A 21,957-nucleotide genomic window follows, 5' to 3' on the forward strand; every position below is an offset into this window, starting at 1 on the left:
ATAATGCTCGATGGAGCAGGGGCCTCAACCTTTTTAGATTTAATTGATGAACGCAATCAAGAAGAGATAAAAAAAAACTCTAAAATAATCGATACCACTAAAGACAACAATGAAGTTCCTTTTGCAAACACTGCAAGAGACCAAAACAAAAAAAATGTAGTTTTCATTGATAGTGCTGTCTCTGATTATGAAACCATTATTAATTCATTTAAAGAAAACACTGAGTTTTATTTAATCAACTCCAATGAAGATGGATTTAAAAGAATTAGTGAAATTTTAAATGATCGAAAAGATATTGATGGTTTGCACATCATCGGTCACGGTAGTGCTGGAGAAATTTTATTTGGTAATGCTTTTTTAAATAACGACACCATCACTAATTACCAATCAACTTTAGCATCCATTGGTCAATCGTTAACCACAAGTGGGGATATTTTATTTTATGGTTGTAATGTAGCTTCCACTGAACAAGGTGAAATTTTAATTAAAAAAATATCAGAGATTACTAAAGCAGATATTGCAGCATCAGATGACCTTACTGGTAAAGGTGGAGACTGGGTATTAGAAAAAAAAGAAGGTTTAATTGGTGAAGAAGAACTTAAAGTTAAAAATTACAAACATGCTCTTGGATCATTATCTTCTTCAGGTGTTCTATCTAACTCAGGTGTTACTCATATTGATAGCAATGTTACAATGATGAATTCTGGTAATGTTGGACTTGGAAGCTCAGGAGCTTTTGCAACAGTTGGTTCTGATTTTGGTTTAGCTGTAGAACAACAAAATGTTTCTGTTTCTAGTGGAGAATTAATTTCGAATCTTGATGTTGATTCAACTTATATTTTCGATGACGATAATGATACTGGAGATGCTGCATTACAAAATGGAGCTAATCAAAATGCTTCAAGCAATATTACGGTAAATTCATATCTAATGTTTCTAGTAGAGGATATAAACAAAAGAGCCAGTGGTTCAGCTGGAGAAGTTGTTTTTGACGGTGAAATAGTTGGAATATTTTTTGATCAAGCAAAAACTCGAGCAGCAAGTGTTGGTGGTAACACATATCATTCTGGCAATTTAATTTATGCAATGAGTGGTAGCGGAGGAAGTAGCAATTCTTCAGATAATGACGGTGGTAGAATGGCAGAGGGTAAAAAAAGTCATACTGGTATGACAAACTTCTTTAATACTACTCAATCTCATAGTTCATCTGCAGCTATTGCAAATGGTAGTAGCGGTTCTGATTGGGTTTCTGTTTCAAATCATGGAAGTGGAACAAATAATCTTTTACAATTTGGAGCGCAGAATGCGAATGTTTCCGCTGGAGATTATATAAGAATTCTCGTTGTACCAAACTCATCAGATGGTTCAGCAACTGTTGAAGAAGATGGCTCTGTATCAGTTAGCAATGGAGGAAGCGCTTCAAGTCCTGATCCAATTACAGTCGACTCAGGATCTACATTAAGTTCATCATCAGGTAGCCCAAGAAGAATGACTTTTAGCGATGATGGGACTAAATTATTTGTTCTAGAGCATACTAACGATACAATAACTACACATAATCTTGGAACTGCTTACGATATTTCAACCCAAACTTCATCAGTAACAGGTACTACTTTAGCCTCAAACCCTCATTCCAGTTCCAGGGCTTATGGAATAGCTTTTAGCAATGATGGAACTAAAATGTTTACATCAGATCTTGATACAGGATATGTTTATCAATCGACTTTGACTACCCCCTGGGATGTGTCCACAAATCAAAGAAGTTCTTCAGATGATTTAAATACAGTTTCTCTTTATGGAGTAACAGCTAGTAATAGCTTATATAATAGAGACATTACATTTAGCGAGGATGGAACCAAATTATTTATTTTAGGGTCTGATAAAACAGTTCATCAAATTAGTTTAGGAACAGCATGGGATCTATCATCTTATCAAACTCCAGATGTTGAAAAAGATCTTTCATCAATCCTAACCGACACATATGCCAACTCAATTAGCTTTAGTCCAAATGGAAAAAAAATGTTCATCAATGAATATAATAACACAATTCATGAGTTTTCAATTGCAACTGCTTGGGATTTATCTTCAACGGTTACCAATGAAGGAAGTTTTCAATTAGGAACAGAAATAGCAAGTAATAATTTTGGAGAAGTTACTTGGAATAAAGATGGAACAAAACTTTTTGCAATAGATGATTTAGCTGAGGATATTACTGAGTATACTGTTTCAACACCATTTTCACTTGCAAATGTGGATCAAACTAAATCTGCCGAAAGTATCTCAACTGTTTCATCAATTAGAACAGGAACAGTTGCTGCAGGAAGTGGAACATCAGGTTCAACTAATACTGCTTTAACCGGAACTTACGGTCAGTTAACTATTCAATCCAATGGTTCATATAGTTATGTTGCAAATCAAGATGCAGCGGATGCACTAGATCCAGGGGATATTGTGTATGATTATTTTACTATTAATGGAGATACAGATTTAACAATTACCGTTATAGGTATCAATGATACACCAATCGCTGACAATGAAACTAATTCAACAGATGTTAGTACAACATTAACTGTTACAGATGGGTCTTCAGATGTTTTAGCAGGTGATACGGATGCTGATGCAGATGCATCTTTAACTGTTTCTGCAATCAGAACAGGTTCATCAGAAGGTTCAGGTGACGCAGGTACAATTGGTTCAGCTTTAAATGGAAGTTATGGTGCTTTAACAATGAACTCTGATGGTACCTATACTTATGTTGCAAGTTCAAGCGCTGGAACTGATAGTTTTAACTACACTGTAACCGATGAATTTGGTGCAACAGATATTGCAACGTTAACTATTACTGTTAATTCATCTAACGCTGCACCTACCGCATCTAATTCAACAGTATACATTAATGAAAATAACCAAGTATCTTCAGCAGGAGATAGAACACCATCTAATATTTCAAAAATATTTGCAGCCAGTGATTTTAATTATTCAGACGGTGATAGTGATAGTTTATCAAAAATAAAAATTACTACTTTAGAAAGTGCGGGTGTTTTAGAATATTCATCTAATGGATCATCTTGGGCTGATGTAACTTTAAATCAAGAAATAACAGCGTCAGATATTAGTAATAATAAATTAAGATTTACCCCAGCTGCAAATTCAGAAAGTAATGTAACGTTTGGTTTTAAAGTTCATGATGGTACAGATTATAGTTCATCAGCTTACACAATGACAGTATCTGTTAACGCTGCACCAAATGTTACAGATGCAACAGTTGGATCAACAGTGTCTGCTGATGGAACCAGTTCCGGTGATGTTCATGATGGTGTTGCAGATAGTGATGATGCTGATAGTGTTTTAGTAGTAACTGGTGTTGCATCAGGAAATGAAAGTTCAAATAATTCAATTGTAACCGATAATACTGGGGTTGGTTCAGCAGTATCTGGAACCTATGGTTCATTAAATATTGCTGCAAACGGTACTTATACTTACACAGCAAGTTCAACAAATAATATCGCGTACGATGCAACTGCAACAGACATTTTTACATTTACTACACGTGATGATGAAAGTAATTCAGGATCTAATGCCTATGACGTAGGTAGCATTACTTTTACCGTTGCAAGTTCAATTTCTTTAACAGATGACACGGATAGTGTTAATGAAGATGCAACAATTACTAAAACTGGTTCTCAAGACGATGTATTAAATGATGATGCTGCTGATACTAATGGTTTAGTAGTCACCCATATTAAAAAAGATGGTGGATCAAATTCAACAGTTGCTAGTAGTAGTACTTATACATCTAACGGAACTTCTGTTACGGGTACTTATGGTACTTTAGTAATTGGTGCGGATGGTTCTTATACTTATACAGCCGATCAAAGTGCTGCTGATGATTTAGATTTAAATGATGAAGTAACAGATGTATTTGTCTATACGGCAGATGGTGCTACAGCAAATTTAACTATTACAGTAACTGGTATCAATGATGTACCAGAAGCTGCAGATAAAACTGTAACTACAAATGAGGATACAGCTTATGTATTTTCAGCATCAGATTTTGGCTACACAGATGCAGATGACGATGATGCGTTAGTAAGTGTAAAAATTACAGGATTAGAAGATGCAGGTGCTTTACAATATAATAATGGTAGTGCTTGGGTAGATGTAACTGAAAATCAAGTGATAACAGCAACTGACATTGCTGCTAATAAATTAAGATTTAACCCAGCTGCAAATGAAAATGGATCTTCTTACACTAGTTTTGATTTTACAGTAAATGATGGCGATGCAGATAGTGCCTCAGCTAATACAATTACAGTCAATGTAACAGCAGTTAACGATGCACCTGTTGCAGATGATGAAACTAATTCAGTCAATGAAGATGCAACATTAACCGTTACCGATGGAACTTCAGATGTTTTACATGGAGACACTGATACTGAAAATGATGCATTAACCGTTACCCAAATTGCAGTAACAGGTGCATCTGCTTCATCAGTTGCAGGAAGTAGTACTTACAATAGTAACGGAACATCAAAAACAGGTACTTATGGTACTTTAGTAATTGGTGCGGATGGTACTTATACTTATACAGCAGATCAATCAGCTGCTGATGACCTTGATGCTGGAGATACCGCAACCGATAGTTTTACTTACACGGTTTCAGATGGAACCGCAACGGATACTGCAACAATTACAATAACAGTGACAGGTATCAATGATGTACCAGAAGCTGCAGATAAAACTGTAACTACAAATGAGGATACAGCTTATGTATTTTCAGCATCAGATTTTGGCTACACAGATGCAGATGATGATGATGCGTTAGTAAGTGTAAAAATTACAGGATTAGAATCTGCTGGTGCTTTACAATATAACAATGGATCAGCTTGGGTAGATGTAACTGAAAATCAAGTGATAACAGCAACGGATATCGGTAATAATAAATTGAGATTTAACCCAGCTGCAAATGAAAATGGATCTTCTTACACTAGTTTTGATTTTACAGTAAATGATGGCGATGCAGACAGTGCCTCAGCTAATACAATTACAGTCAATGTAACAGCAGTTAACGATGCACCAACTGCAAGAGGTGACACTGGTATTGTAAATGAAGATGTAACGTTAACAGTTTCTAATAGTAGTAATGCAACAACAAGTGTTACTGCAGCTTCATTTGTTAGATCTAAATCTTTAGGGGATGCAGGATATCAAAGTCAGGAAACAAAATTTAGTCCTGATGGAACAAAAATGTTTGTGCTTGATACTTATCAAAATACAAATGAAATTCATCAATATACATTAACAACCGCCTTTGATATTTCTAGTGCTTCATTTGATGGTGCAGATGAAACTTTTGACCTTAGTAATGAGAATTCTTCATCGAGTAATTTCACATTTAATAATGATGGAACCAAATTCTATTCAGCTTATTCGGGTAGATTATATGAATATGACGTATCAACTGCTTATGATATTTCCACAAGTTCTTATAATAATAATTTCTTTGATTTAATACTGGAGTACCCAAATACTCGTAATATGGGTAGTGGTGTAAACGTAGCATTTAATAGCGATGGAACCAAATTATTTGCGCTAGATGCACAACAACGTGAAGTGCATGAATACTCTCTTTCAACTGCCTTTGATGTAACTTCAGCATCTCGTACAAATAATTATGTAAGTGTTGGCACTCAAGAAGCAAGTCCATACGGTTTTGCATTTAGCAATGATGGAAAAAAAATGTTTATATCTGGATTGGGAAAGGATGTTAATGAATATACACTCTCAACTGGTTTTGACTTATCATCTACTTTTGAGTTTGTAGGTAGTTTTGATGTTTCATCTAAAGATTGGTATCCACTCGGTATTACATTTAACAATGATGGTACAAAAATGTTTGTGACAGGCTCACAACAAGATAAACTTTTTGAATATTCGCTTACTACTCCTTTCAGCTTAATAGATGTATCAGGTGAACATTCAGGAGATGTCATTAACACAAGTTCAACAGATAATTATGATACAGACCCTGAGGGCGACGCACTAACGGTTACAACTTACTCTCATACATCAGCAACAGATCAAGATGGGGGTAGTATATCTTCAACAAGCAGTACTGGAACAGCTGGAACCAACAATGTTACAGGTTATTATGGAACATTGGATTTAGAAGGTAATGGTTCTTACACTTATACTGCAGATCTAACAGTAACTCAGGCCTTAGATTCAGGAGATACTGTAACAGATATATTTACTTATACTGTAGATGATGGAAATGGTGGAACTGATACAGCAACTATAACAATTACAGTAATTGGTATGAATGATGCTCCAGTTGCACAAAATGATGTTGGAGTTATTGTCGAAGATGGAACTTTAACAGTTTCAAATGGTGCTAATGCCAATGTTTCAGGTTCTTATGATGCAACAGGTGAACATTCTGGTGATGTAATTGATACTAGTTCAAGTTCTCATACAGATAGTGATGCCGATGCTAGTGCATCTCTAACAGTTTCAGCAATTAGAACAGGCTCAAGCGAAGGTTCAGGAACCGCTGGTTCAATTGGTTCAGCTTTAACGGGTACTTATGGTCAATTAACCATTGCAGCAGATGGCTCTTATTCTTATGTAGCTAATCAAGATGCAGCGGTAGGTGACTCAGTCACAGAATCATTTAATTACACATTATCAGATGGAACAGCAACAGACATTGGAGTAATTACAATTACAATTCTTGGAGTTAATGATGCAGGTTTCATTAAAGAAGGTGGAACTTTAACTGTTGCAAATAGTGCAGCCGCTAACTCTGGAGCAAGCACCGGTAATCATACTGGAGATATTACTGATAATGGTAGCAATATTACTAGTATCACTGCAACGACAGCAGGTGGAAATGCACAAACAACTTTTTCAAGTAACTCTGAAACAGTGACAGGTGAGTACGGTACTTTAACAATTAACTCTGATGGTTCTTACTCTTATGTTGCAAACTCAAATATATCAGGCCTTGATGCAGGAGATGCAAATATAAAGGATGTCTTCACTTATATCGTTTCAGATGGCTCCACTACATCTACTGCAACCCTTACAATGAATATTATTGCTAGCCAAGATCTAACTGCACGAGATGATAATGGTACTGTAAATGAAGATGCAACGTTAGAAGTTGATGATGGTGATAATTTAACAACTGTTGCACCAGCATCTTACGATGATAGCGATAGCTTTACTATTGCAGGTTCAGATTCAAATCCTGTTACTACTCAAAGTACTTTTAACGATTTACTTTTTAATCCTGATGGAACAAAAATGTACACATTAGGATCTGCTTCTGGTCTCTCTGGTAGAAGCCTTTTTCAATACACATTATCAATTCCTTTTGACGTATCAACTGCTTCAGTTTCAAGTAATGATAATGCTGATGTTGGAGGCTCATGGACTACAGACAACGAAGCTATGAGATTTAATAATGACGGAACAAAGCTTTTTGTTCTTTTTGATTCTCCTAATCAAAATACTTCAAGTTATATGTATCAATACACTTTAAGCACCCCTTACGATATTACCAGCACTGTAACAGCGGGTAATTCCCTCCGGTTAGGGAATCAGTATAAAAATTATAGAAGATTTCTTTTTAATGACGATGGTTCAGAGATGTTTATTAGTGAAGTTAGTGGTATATACAAATATACTTTAAGTACTTCTTTTGATACTTCAACTGCTTCAAAAACTTCTTCATATTTGTCTGCAAGTGTTACTGGTATGCAATATAATAACGATGGTACAAAGTTATTTACAGTTTATCAAACAACAACAATTGGTTCTACAGCAAAAATATCACAGTGGTCATTGTCAACTGCTTATGATCTTATGACTGCAAGTTCAAATAGCACCTATTTTGATACTGGTGAAGCTACTGGTTCTCTTGGTAATGGAGTCCCTACTCAATTTATCACTTTTAACAATGATGGATCAAAATTCTTTAGTTTTAATGGTAGTAGTGATCCAGCAAAAATTAAAGAATGGAATCTAGCTTCACCTTTTAATGTAGTAAATGTTAGCGGCGAACATTCAGGAGATGTCATTAACACAAGTTCAACTGCTAATTATGATACAGACCCTGATAGCGATACTCTTACAGTTACTGCGATTAGAACAGGATCAAGTGAGGGATCGGGTACCGTAGGATCTGTTGGTTCAGCTTTAACAGGAACATACGGTCAATTAACAATTGCTGCAAATGGATCATATACCTATGTAGCAAATCAAGATGCAGCGGATGCATTGGATCCAGGTGATGTGGTAACTGACACTTTTAATTATACAGTTTCAGATGGACAAGGTGAAACGGATATTGCAGTTTTAACTATTACTGTTAATGGAATTAATGATACACCTGTTGCAGATGCTGAAACAGGTTCAGTTGATACAACTCAAACTTTAACAGTCACTGATGGTACTTCAGATCTTTTACATGGGGATACGGATGCAGATGCTAGTGCTTCATTAAGTGTATCGAGTATTGTTGCAACCACAGCAAGTGGAAGCGCAACTGCTGTTAATCCAGGAACTGCTTATAATTCAGGTTACACATCAGTTACTGGCAGTAAGGGAACTTTGAGAGTTGGTGCAGACGGTACTTATCAATACATTGCAGGTTCAAGTACTGGTACCGATGTTTTTACTTACACATTATCAGATGGAACAGCAACACATACAGCTACTTTAACAATTACAGTTAATAGTAGTAACAATGCTCCTTCAGCTGTTGCAGATACTGATAGTGTTAATGAAGATGCAACAGTTACTCAAAGCTCAGGTTCAGGTTTATTAAATGCAGATGATTCAGATGCTGATGGTGATAGTTTAACGGTTACTCAAATTAAAAAAGATGGTGGAAGTAATTCATCCGTATCTGGAGGAAGCTCATATAATTCAAGCGGAACATCAGTCACAGGAACCTATGGAACATTAACGGTTGGAGCTGATGGAACTTATACATATGTTGCGGATCAAGCTGCAGCTGATGCTTTAGATGCAAGCGACACTGTTACAGATGTATTTACTTATACTATTTCAGACGGCAATGGTGGAACAGATACTGCAAATTTAACTATTACAGTCACAGGTGTTAATGATGCACCTTCAGCTACAAATGACACAGGGTCAGTTAATGAAGATGCAACTTTAACAGTTTCAACAGCATCAAGTGGTGTAACTCAAGATAATGATACAGATGCGGACGCCGATGATAGCGCATCATCATTGGTTATTACTCAAATTAAAAAAGATGGTGGATCAAATAGTTCAGTTAGTGGAGGAACCAATCATAGCAACGGAACTTCGGTTACAGGAACTTATGGGACATTAGTCATTGGTGCTAATGGAACTTATACTTATGTAGCTGATCAAGATGCAGCGGATGCATTAGATGCAAGCGACACTGTTACAGATGTATTTACTTATACAGTTTCAGATGGAAATGGTGGAACAGATACTGCCAATATTACAATTACTGTTACAGGAGTGAACGATGACCCAATTGGAGTTAATGATACAGATAGTGTTAACGAAGATGCAACTATAACTGAAAGCTCAGGATCAGAATTATTAGTTGCTGATGATACAGATGCAGATGATAGTTCATCTTTAACGGTGACACAAATTAAAGTCACAGGTGGATCAAATAGTTCTGTTGCTGGAAGTAGTACTTATAATAGTAATTTTACAACAGTTACTGGAACTTATGGAACATTAAAAGTTGGTGCTGATGGATCTTATACTTATGTTGCAGATCAAGCTGCAGCGGATGCACTAGATGTTGGTGATAATGTGACAGATAGTTTTACTTATACAGTCTCAGATGGAACAGCAACATCTACAGCAACATTAATAATTACAGTAACTGGTATCAATGATGTACCAGTTGCAGTTAATGATACAGATGCTGTAAATGAAGATGCAACTATAACTGAAAGCTCAGGATCAGAATTATTAGTTGCTGATGATACAGATGCAGATGATAGTTCATCTTTAACGGTGACACAAATTAAAGTCACAGGTGGATCAAATAGTTCTGTTGCTGGAAGTAGTACTTATAATAGTAATTTTACAACAGTTACTGGAACTTATGGAACATTAAAAGTTGGAGCTGATGGATCTTATACTTATGTTGCAGATCAAGCAGCAGCTGATGCGCTAGATGCAAGTGATACTGTGACAGATAGTTTTACTTATACCGTATCAGATAATACATGGTTTGATACAGCTACATTAATAATTACAGTAACTGGTATCAATGATGTACCAGAAGCTGCAGATAAAACTGTAACTACAAACGAAGATACTCCTTATGTATTTTCAGCAAATGATTTTGGCTACACAGATGCAGATGACGATGATGCGTTAGTAAGTGTAAAAATTACAGGATTAGAAGATGCAGGTGCTTTACAATATAATAATGGTAGTGCTTGGGTAGATGTAACTTTAAATCAGGTGATAACAGCAACGGATATCGGTAATGATAAATTGAGATTTAACCCAGCTGCAAATGAAAATGGATCTTCATACACTACTTTTAATTTTACAGTAAATGATGGCGATGCAGATAGTGCCTCAGCTAATACAATTACAGTCAATGTAACAGCAGTTAACGATGCACCTGTTGCAGATGATGAAACAGGAGCTGTTAATGAAGATGCAACATTAACTGTTACGGATGGAACCTCAGATGTTTTACACGGAGATACAGACGCAGATAGTGATACTTTAACAGTTACAACTTATTCTCATACATCAGCTACAAATCAAAGTGGTGGAAATGCATCATCTGCAAACGGAAACAGTGGAACAGCAGGAACAAATGCTGTCGTAGGTTATTATGGTACATTAACTTTAGCAGCGGATGGAACTTATACTTATGCAGCTGATCAAAGTGCTGCAGATGATTTAGATGCTTCAGACACTGCAACAGATGTCTTTACCTATACACTATCAGATGGAACCGCAACGGATACTGCAACAATTACAATAACAGTGACAGGTATCAATGATGCTCCAGCTGCAGTCAATGATACTGATGCTGTAAATGAAGATGCAACAGTTACCAGAACTTCAGGTGATAATTTATTAATGGCAGATGATAGTGATGCTGATGATGATGATAGTTTTACCGTTACACAAATTGCAGTAACAGGTGGATCAAATAATGCAGTTACTGCAAGCAGTACTTATAATTCTGGTTCACCAGAAACGGTAACAGGAACTTATGGTACACTTACTGTTGGTGCTAATGGAACATATACTTACGTTGCAGATCAATCAGCGTCTGATGATTTAGATGCTTCAGACACTGCAACAGATAGTTTCACTTATACAATATCGGATGGAACAACAACAGACACTGCAACATTAATCTTTACGGTAACAGGAATTAATGATGTACCAACTGCTGCAGATAAAACTGTAACTACAAATGAGGATACAGCTTATGTATTTTCAGCATCAGATTTTGGCTACACAGATGCAGATGACGATGATGCGTTAGTAAGTGTAAAAATTACAGGATTAGAAGATGCTGGTGCTTTACAATATAATAATGGTAGTGCTTGGGTAGATGTAACTGAAAATCAAGTGATAACAGCAACGGATATCGGTAATAATAAATTGAGATTTAACCCAGCTGCAAATGAAAATGGATCTTCTTACACTAGTTTTGATTTTACAGTAAATGATGGCGATGCAGATAGTGCCTCAGCTAATACAATTACAGTCAATGTAACAGCAGTTAACGATGCACCTGTTGCAGATAACGAAACTAATTCAGTCAATGAAGATGCAACATTAACCGTTACCGATGGATCGTCAGATGTTTTACATGGAGATACCGATGTTGATAGTGGCGATACTTTAACAGCTACAACTTATTCTCATACATCAGCTACAAATCAAAGTGGTGGAAATGCATCATCTGCAAACGGAAACAGTGGAACAGCAGGAACAAATGCTGTCGTAGGTTATTATGGTACATTAACTTTAGCAGCGGATGGAACTTATACTTATGCAGCTGATCAAAGTGCTGCAGATGATTTAGATGCTTCAGACACTGCAACAGATGTCTTTACCTATACACTATCAGATGGAACCGCAACGGATACTGCAACAATTACAATAACAGTGACAGGAATTAACGATGCTCCAGTTGCAGTCAACGATACTGATGCAGTTAACGAAGATGCAACAGTTACCAGAACTTCAGGTGATAATTTATTAATGGCAGATGATAGTGATGCTGATGATGATGATAGTTTTACCGTAACTCAAATTGCAGTAACAGGAGCTTCTAATTCTTCAGTTGCAAGCTCAAGTTCTTATAATAGCAATTTTACTTCAATTACTGGAACTTATGGAACATTAAAAGTGGGTGCTGATGGTACTTATACATATGTAGCCGATCAAAGTGCAGCTGATGATTTAGACTTAAATGATACTGCAACAGATAGTTTCACTTACACAATTTCAGATGGTGATACTACTGACACTGCAACATTAATCTTTACGGTTACAGGAATTAACGATGCTCCAGTTGCAGTTGATGATACTGATGCTGTTAACGAAGATGCGACAGTTACCAGAAGTTCAGGTTCAAGTTTATTAATGGATGATGATAGTGATGCTGATAATGATGATGCATTTACAGTTACACAAATAGCAGTAACGGGTGGATCTAATAACGCAGTTACTGCAAGCAGTACTTATAATTCTGGTTCACCAGAAACGGTAACAGGAACTTATGGTACACTTACTGTTGGAGCTGATGGTACTTATACATATGTAGCCGATCAAAGTGCAGCTGATGATTTAGATGCTTCAGACACTGCAACAGATAGTTTCACTTACACAATTTCAGATGGTGATACTACTGACACTGCAACATTAATCTTTACAGTAACTGGTGTTAATGATGTACCAGAAGCTGCAGATAAAACTGTAACTACAAATGAGGATACAGCTTATGTATTTTCAACTTCTGACTTTGGATATACAGATGTAGATGATGATGATGCGTTAGTAAGTGTAAAAATTACAACTTTAGAAGATGCTGGTGCATTACAATATAATAATGGATCAAACTGGGTAGATGTAACTTTAAATCAAGTAATAACAGCAACAGACATTGCTGCTAATAAGTTGAGATTAAATCCAGCTACTAATGAAAATGGTTCGCCTTACACTACTTTTAATTTTACAGTAAATGATGGGGATGCAGATAGCGCAACTCCAAATACAATTACGGTAAATGTTACAAATGTAAATAACGCACCTGTTGCAGATAATGAAACTAATTCAGTTAATGAAGATGCAACAGTCACAGTCACAGATGGAACGTCTGATGTTTTACATGGAGATACGGATGCAGATAGTGGTGATACCTTAACAGTAACTCAAATTGCAGTAACAGGTGGATCAAATAGTTCAGTTGCTGGAAGCAGTGCTTATAACAGCAATTTTACTTCAGTTACTGGAACTTATGGAACATTAAAAATAGGTGCTAATGGAACATATACTTATGTAGCTGATCAATCAGCGTCTGATGATTTAGATGCTTCAGACACTGCAACAGATAGTTTCACTTACACAGTTTCAGATGGAACAGCGACAGACACTGCAACATTAATCTTTACAGTAACAGGAATTAACGATGCTCCAGTTGCAGTCAACGATACTGATGCAGTTAACGAAGATGCAACAGTTACCAGAACTTCAGGTGATAATTTATTAATGGCTGATGACAGCGATGCTGATGATGATGATAGTTTCACAGTAACTCAAATAGCAGTTACTGGTAGCTCTGATAACGCAGTTACTGCAAATAGTACTTATAATTCTGGTTCACCAGAAACAGTAACAGGAACTTATGGTACACTTACTGTTGGTGCTAATGGAACATATACATATGTAGCTGATCAAAGTGCTGCTGATGATTTAGATTTAAACGACCAAGTAACAGATAGTTTTACATATACAATATCGGATGGAACGGCAACAGACACTGCAACATTAATCTTTACAGTGACAGGAATTAACGATGCTCCAGTTGCACAAAATGATGTAGGAGTTATTGTCGAAGATGGAACTTTAACAGTTTCAAATGGTGCTAATGCCAATTTATCAGGAAGTTATGATGCAACAGGTGAACACTCTGGTGATATTATTGATACTAGTTCAAGTTCTCATACAGATAGTGATGCTGATGATAGTGCATCTCTAACTGTTACTGCAATTAGAGTAGGCTCAAGTGAAGGTTCAGGAACAGCAGGATCCATTGGATCTGCTTTAACGGGAACGTATGGTCAATTAACCATTGCAGCAGATGGTTCTTATTCTTATGTAGCCAATCAAGATGAAGCGGATGCATTAGATGCAGGTGACTCAGTCACAGACTCATTTAATTATACATTATCAGATGGAACAGCAACAGATATTGGAGTAATTACAATTACAATTCTTGGAGCAAACGATGCTCCCGTTGCTAATAACGATACTGGTTCAGTAAATGAAGACGCAACCTTGACAGTTTCCTCAGCTTCAAGTGGAGTTACACAAGATAACGATACAGATGTAGATGGTGATGATACAGTTTCATCTTTAACAGTTACACAAATAGCTGTTACTGGAAGTTCAAACTCAAGTGTTACTTCAAGTACTACTTATTCTAATGGAACTTCTGTAACGGGAACTTATGGTACACTGGTTATTGGCGCAAATGGTACTTATACATATGTAGCTGATCAAAGTGCTGCAGATGATTTAGATTTAAATGATACTGCAACAGATAGTTTCACTTACACAGTTTCAGACGGAACAACAACAGACACTGCAACATTAATCTTTACAGTGACAGGTATCAATGATGCTCCAGTTGCAGTCAATGATACTGATGCTGTTAATGAAGATGCCACAGTAACCAGAAGTTCAGGCTCAAGTTTATTAATGGCAGATGATAGTGATGCTGATGATGATGATGCATTTACAGTAACTCAAATTGCAGTAACAGGTGGATCAAATTCAAGTGTAAACTCAAGCACTACTTATTCTAATGGAACTTCAGTAACTGGAACATACGGTACTCTAGTTGTTGGAGCTGACGGATCATATACATATGAAGCAGATCAAAGTGCTGCTGATGATTTAGATTTAAACGACCAAGTAACAGATAGTTTCACATATACAATATCGGATGGAACAGCGACAGACACTGCAACATTAATCTTTACAGTAACAGGAATTAACGATGCTCCAGTTGCAGTCAATGATACTGATGCTGTTAATGAAGATGCCACAGTAACCAGAAGTTCAGGCTCAAGTTTATTAATGGCAGATGATAGTGATGCTGATGATGATGATGCATTTACAGTAACTCAAATTGCAGTAACAGGTGGATCCAATAGTTCAGTTGCTGGAAGTAGTACTTATAACAATAATTTTACCTCAGTTACTGGAACTTATGGAACATTAAAAGTTGGTGCAGATGGAACATATACATATGTAGCCGATCAAAGTGCTGCTGATGATTTAGATGCTTCAGACACTGCAACAGATAGTTTCACTTACACAGTTTCAGATGGAACAGCGACAGACACTGCAACATTAATCTTTACAGTAACTGGTGTTAATGATGTACCAACAGCTTCAGATAAAACAATTTCTACTGCAGAAGATACCCCTTACGTATTTTCAACTTCTGATTTTGGATACACAGATGCAGATGATGACGATGCATTAGTAAGTGTGAAAATTACAACATTAGAAGACGCTGGTGCCTTACAATATTATAATGGTAGCGCTTGGGTAGATGTAACTTTAAATCAGGTGATAACAGCAACAGACATTGCTGCTAATAAATTAAGATTAAATCCTACTGCAGATGAGAATGGATCTCCTTATACAACAATTGGTTTTTCTGTAAATGATGGTGATGCAGATAGCGCAACTCCAAATACAATTACGGTAAACGTTACTGCTGTTAATGATGCTCCAGTAGCTGACAACGAAACTAATTCAGTGAATGAAGATGCAACAGTAACTGTGACTGATGGAACCTCAGATGTTTTACATGGAGATACTGATGTTGATAGTGGTGATACCTTAACAGTAACTCAAATTGCAGTAACAGGTGGATCAAATAGTTCAGTTGCAAGTTCAAGTTCATATAATTCTAATGGTAGATCAGTAACGGGTACATATGGTACTTTAACTATAGGTGCTGATGGTACTTACACTTACGTTGCAGATCAAAGTGCAGCTGATGATTTAGATGCCTCAGATACTGCAACAGATAGTTTTACTTATACAGTTTCAGATGGAACAGCGACAGACACTGCAACATTAATCTTTACAGTTACAGGAATTAATGATGCTCCTGTAGCAGTTAACGATAGCGATGTAGTTAATGAGGACGCAACAGTAACACAAACTTCAGGCTCAAGTTTATTAATGGCAGATGATAGTGATGCTGATGATGATGATAGTTTTACTGTTACACAAATTGCACTAACAGGTGGATCAAACAGTTCAGTTGCAAGCTCAAGTTCTTACAATAGTAATTTTACTTCAATTACTGGAACTTATGGAACATTAAAAGTTGGTGCTGATGGTACTTATACTTACGTTGCAGATCAATCAGCGTCAGACGATTTAGATGCAAGTGATACTGCAACAGATAGTTTTACTTATACAGTTTCAGATGGAACAGCTACGGATACAGCTACTTTAATCTTTACAGTGACAGGTATCAATGATGCTCCCGTTGCAGTCAACGATACTGATGCATTAAATGAAGATGCCACAGTAACCAGAAGTTCAGGCTCAAGTTTATTAATGGCAGATGATAGTGATGCTGATGATGATGATGCATTTACAGTAACTCAAATTGCAGTAACAGGTGGATCAAACAGTTCAGTTGCAAGCTCAAGTTCTTATAATTCAAGTGGGACTCAAGTTACAGGTACATACGGTACACTTACTGTTGGTGCTGATGGTACTTATACATATGTAGCCGATCAAAGTGCAGCTGATGATTTAGATGCCTCAGATTCTGTAACAGATAGTTTCACTTACACAATTTCAGATGGTGATACTACTGACACTGCAACATTAATCTTTACAGTAACCGGAATTAATGATGTGCCAACTGCATCTGATAATGCAGTTACTACAAACGAAGATACCCCTTATGTATTTTCAGCATCAGATTTTGGATACACAGATGCAGATGATGATGATGCATTAGTAAGTGTAAAAATTACAACTTTAGAAGATGCTGGTGCATTACAATATTATAATGGTAGCGCTTGGGTAGATGTAACTTTAAATCAGGTGATAACAGCAACAGACATTGCTGCTAATAAATTAAGATTAAATCCTACTGCAGATGAGAATGGATCTCCTTACACTACTTTTAATTTTACAGTAAATGATGGGGATGCAAGTAGTTCAACACCTAATACTATTACGGTAAATGTAACAGCAGTTAATGATACTCCAACAGCTACTGATGATACAGCTAGTGTTAATGAAGATGCTACTACAACCATTTCATCTGCATCAAGTGGAGTAATAGATGACAATGATACAGATCCAGATTCATCAGATACTTTAACTTTAACTAACGTTGCTCATACAAATGGAAACACAGAAAGCGTTACATCGAGCACCACTTATTTAAATGGTCAATCAATTACTGGAACTTATGGTGCTTTAACAGTGGGTGCTGATGGAACATATACATATGTAGCAGATCAAAGTGCTGCTGATGATTTAGATGCTTCAGATACTGCAACAGATGTCTTTACCTATACACTATCAGATGGAACAGCAACCGATACTGCAACAATTACAATTACTATTACTGGTGTTAACGATGCTCCCGTTGCAGTCAATGATACTGATGCTGTTAACGAAGATGCAACAGTTACCAGAACTTCAGGTGATAATTTATTAATGGCAGATGATAGTGATGCTGATGATGATGATAGTTTTACCGTAACTCAAATTGCAGTAACAGGAGCTTCTAATTCTTCAGTTGCAAGCTCAAGTTCTTATAATAGCAATTTTACTTCAATTACTGGAACTTATGGAACATTAAAAGTTGGTGCTGATGGAACATACACTTACGTTGCAGATCAAAGTGCTGCTGATGATTTAGATGCTTCAGATACTGCAACAGATAGTTTCACTTATACAGTTTCAGACGGAACAGCTACTGACACTGCAACATTAATCTTTACAGTGACAGGAATTAACGATGCTCCAGTTGCGGATAATGAAACAAATTCAGTAAATGAAGATGCAACACTTACAGTCACAGATGGAACTTCAGATGTTTTACATGGAGATACGGATGCAGATGACAGCGCATCTCTAACAGTTTCAGCAATTAGAACTGGAGCGGAAGGCGGAAGTGGAACTGCAGGCTCAATTGGTTCTGGTTTAACTGGTACTTATGGAACTTTAACTTTAGCAAGTGATGGAACATATACATATGTAGCCGATCAAAGTGCTGCTGATGATTTAGATTTAAACGACCAAGTAACAGATAGTTTTACTTATACAGTTTCAGATGGAACGGCAACGGATACTGCAACAATTACAATAACAGTGACAGGTATCAATGATGCTCCAGTTGCAGTCAATGATACTGATGCTGTTAACGAAGATGCGACAGTTACAAGAAGTTCAGGATCAAGTTTATTAATGGATGATGATAGTGATGCTGATGATGATGATAGTTTTACCGTAACTCAAATTGCAGTAACAGGAGCTTCTAATTCTTCAGTTGCAAGCTCAAGTTCTTATAATTCAAGTGGGACTCAAGTTACAGGTACATACGGTACACTTACTGTTGGTGCTGATGGAACATACACTTACGTTGCGGATCAAAGTGCTTCAGACGATTTAGATGCTTCAGATACTGCAACAGATAGTTTCACTTATACAATATCGGATGGAACAGCAACAGACACTGCAACATTAATCTTTACAGTAACTGGAATTAATGACATTCCAACAGCATCAAACAATACAGTTTCAACACAAGAGGATACCCCTTACGTATTTTCAACTTCTGATTTTGGCTACACAGATGCAGATGACGATGATGTGTTAGTAAGTGTAAAAATTACAACATTAGAAAGTGCTGGTGCATTACAATATTATAATGGTAGCGCTTGGGTAGATGTAACCTTAAATCAAGTAATAACTGCAACCGATATCTCAAATAATTATTTAAGATTAAATCCTACTGAAAATGAAACAGGCTCACCCTATACAACAATTGGTTTTTCTGTAAATGATGGAGATGCGGACAGTTCATCTTCGTATACAATGACCGTTAATGTAATCAATACAAATGATGCTCCAGTAGCTGACAACGAAATTAATTCAGTGAATGAAGATGCAACGGTCACAGTCACCGATGGAACTTCAGATGTTTTACATGGAGATACGGATGCTGATAGTGACACTTTAACAGTAACTCAAATTGCAGTAACAGGTGGATCCAATAGTTCAGTTGCTGGAAGTAGTACTTATAACAGCAATTTTACCTCAGTTACTGGAACTTATGGAACATTAAAAATAGGAGCTAACGGAACATACACTTACGTTGCAGATCAATCAGCGTCAGACGATTTAGATGCCTCAGATACTGCAACAGATAGTTTCACTTACACAGTTTCAGATAGTAATGCGACAGACACTGCAACATTAATCTTTACAGTAACTGGTGTTAATGATGTGCCAACAGCATCAAACAATGCAGTTTCAACAGAAGAGGATACACCATATGTATTTTCAACATCTGATTTTGGCTACACAGATGCAGATGATGACGATGCATTAGTAAGTGTAAAAATTACAACATTAGAAGACGCTGGTGCGTTGCAGTATTACAATGGATCAAACTGGGTAGATGTAACCTTAAATCAAGTAATAACTGCAACAGATATCTCAAATAGTTATTTAAGATTAAATCCTACTGCAGATGAAAATGGATCTCCTTATACAACAATTGGTTTCTCTGTAAATGATGGCGATGCAGATAGTGCTTCAAGTTACACTATGACAATTAACGTAACCGCTATAAATGATAATCCAGTTGCTGATAATGAAACGAATACCGCAACAGAAGGCACTACTACAACAGTCACAGACGGGACTTCAGATATTCTCTATGGCGACACAGATACAGAGGGAGATACATTAGAAATATCAGGCATAAGAACAGGAACAGAGTCTGGCTCTGGAACATTTGGAGCAATAGCTACACCTTTAACTGGTACTTATGGATCTTTAACAATTAATTCAGATGGAACATATAGTTATACGCCTAATGATGTTTTAGGTAGTGGAGAAACTGGAATAGATTATTTTACATATACAGTTTCAGACGGTAATGGTGGAACAGATACAGGACAACTTACTATAACGGTTACAGGTGCTAATGATGCCCCAGTTGGTGTTAATGATAGTAATACAATTGATATAGCAGCAACTTCAACTTTAACAGTCACAAATGACTCTGAAAAAGATGTGTTAACTAACGATACTGATCCAGATTCAAATGATACATCAATAGTAACCGAGATAAGAACAGGATCAACTGAAGGCTCAGGTACTGCTGGAACATTAGGGGAGGCATTAATTGGAACTTATGGTTCTTTGATAATGAACTCAAATGGTAGTTACACATATATAGTTAATGAAGGTTTAAAAGATACATTGGATCCAGGTGAAATAGTTTATGAATATTTTAATTATACAGTTAGAGATGGTAGTGGTGTTACGGATACAAGTTCAATTGTATTAAAATTACAAAATGGTGGTGGTGTTGTTAAAGAAATTAGAGAAAAGAAAGCTGAAAGAATTATTATAAATCAAGCTAGAATGGAAGCAAGAGTTCAAGTTGAAAATACTTTCACAGAACTAAATCAATCAACAGAATTTGATTTAAATAATTTTGAATTTGAACAAACTGCAAGAAAAACAGATTATTCCCAAGGTCTTAAATTAGTTGATTTAGTTGCCGAAACAGACTCTCTTCAAATTTCTGAAGGAGAACTTTCAAACCTTAAAGTTAAAGACAAACAAGAAGGTTTAAAATTGAAATTTGGTGTCATGAATGAAGCCGACAATGAGATTGTTAAATTTGATGGAAAAATGAGTGATGGTTCTGCATTACCTGAGTGGATTAAAATTAATCCTAAAACAGGTCAAACAACCACAAATATTCCAGAAGGTGTAGATAAAGTTGAAATTATGATTATTGCAACGGATAAAAACAATGAAACTCGAGAAATTGCAGTTGAGATTGATCCTGAAAAAATAAAACAAGATAGAAAAATTATCAAACAAGCAAAAAGAACAAATTCTTCAATTACTGTTAATGAAGATGGTACGGTTAATATTGTAAAACAAAATGAAGATGGATTAGTTGAAAGATCATTTAACAAAACATTAAATTTTAACAATCCAGCAGATATCAATGAAATTATTGAAACGTTTAAACCAGAAACAATTTTTCAACTTAAACCTTTAAATATTGGAAATGATTTAATTATAGATTTACCCAATGAGCTAAAAGGTAATTTTAATAATACTAAACTTGTTCTTAAAGATGGAACCGAAGTACCTGACTGGCTTGAGTATGATCCTGTAACGGGTCAAATTATTGCAGAAAATCCACCTGAAGATGTTTCTCAATTAGAATTAAAACTTATTATTGAGCAAGATGGAAAAATTATTGTAAAAGATTTAGAAGTTGAATTACAAGAGCAAAATGTATCCCAAAATTTTGATGGGGGTGAAAATAATAGATTTGTTACTTTAAGCGACCAATTAGATAAAGAATTTAATGATTGGGAAGATTATGGTAATGACCTTATTAATAGACTATAAAAT

General features: G+C 36.2%; 1 protein-coding gene. It reads left to right on the forward strand.

Going from position 1 to position 21,957, the window contains the following annotated elements; genetic code table 11:
• The first annotated feature begins 3 nt into the window (after window positions 1–3).
• Entirely contained in the window at window positions 4–21,954 is a 21,951-nt protein-coding gene (locus AC5SL0_RS02700; RefSeq protein WP_494618639.1) for a cadherin-like domain-containing protein, read from the forward strand.
• Window positions 21,955–21,957 lie beyond the last annotated feature (3 nt).

This window comes from Candidatus Pelagibacter sp. PS_16 (genome assembly GCF_059417965.1).

Bases quoted from the DNA above. Each gene is read 5' to 3' on its own strand.
- AC5SL0_RS02700 (WP_494618639.1), top strand. From the start codon at position 4: ATGCTCGATGGAGCAGGGGCCTCAACCTTTTTAGATTTAATTGATGAA.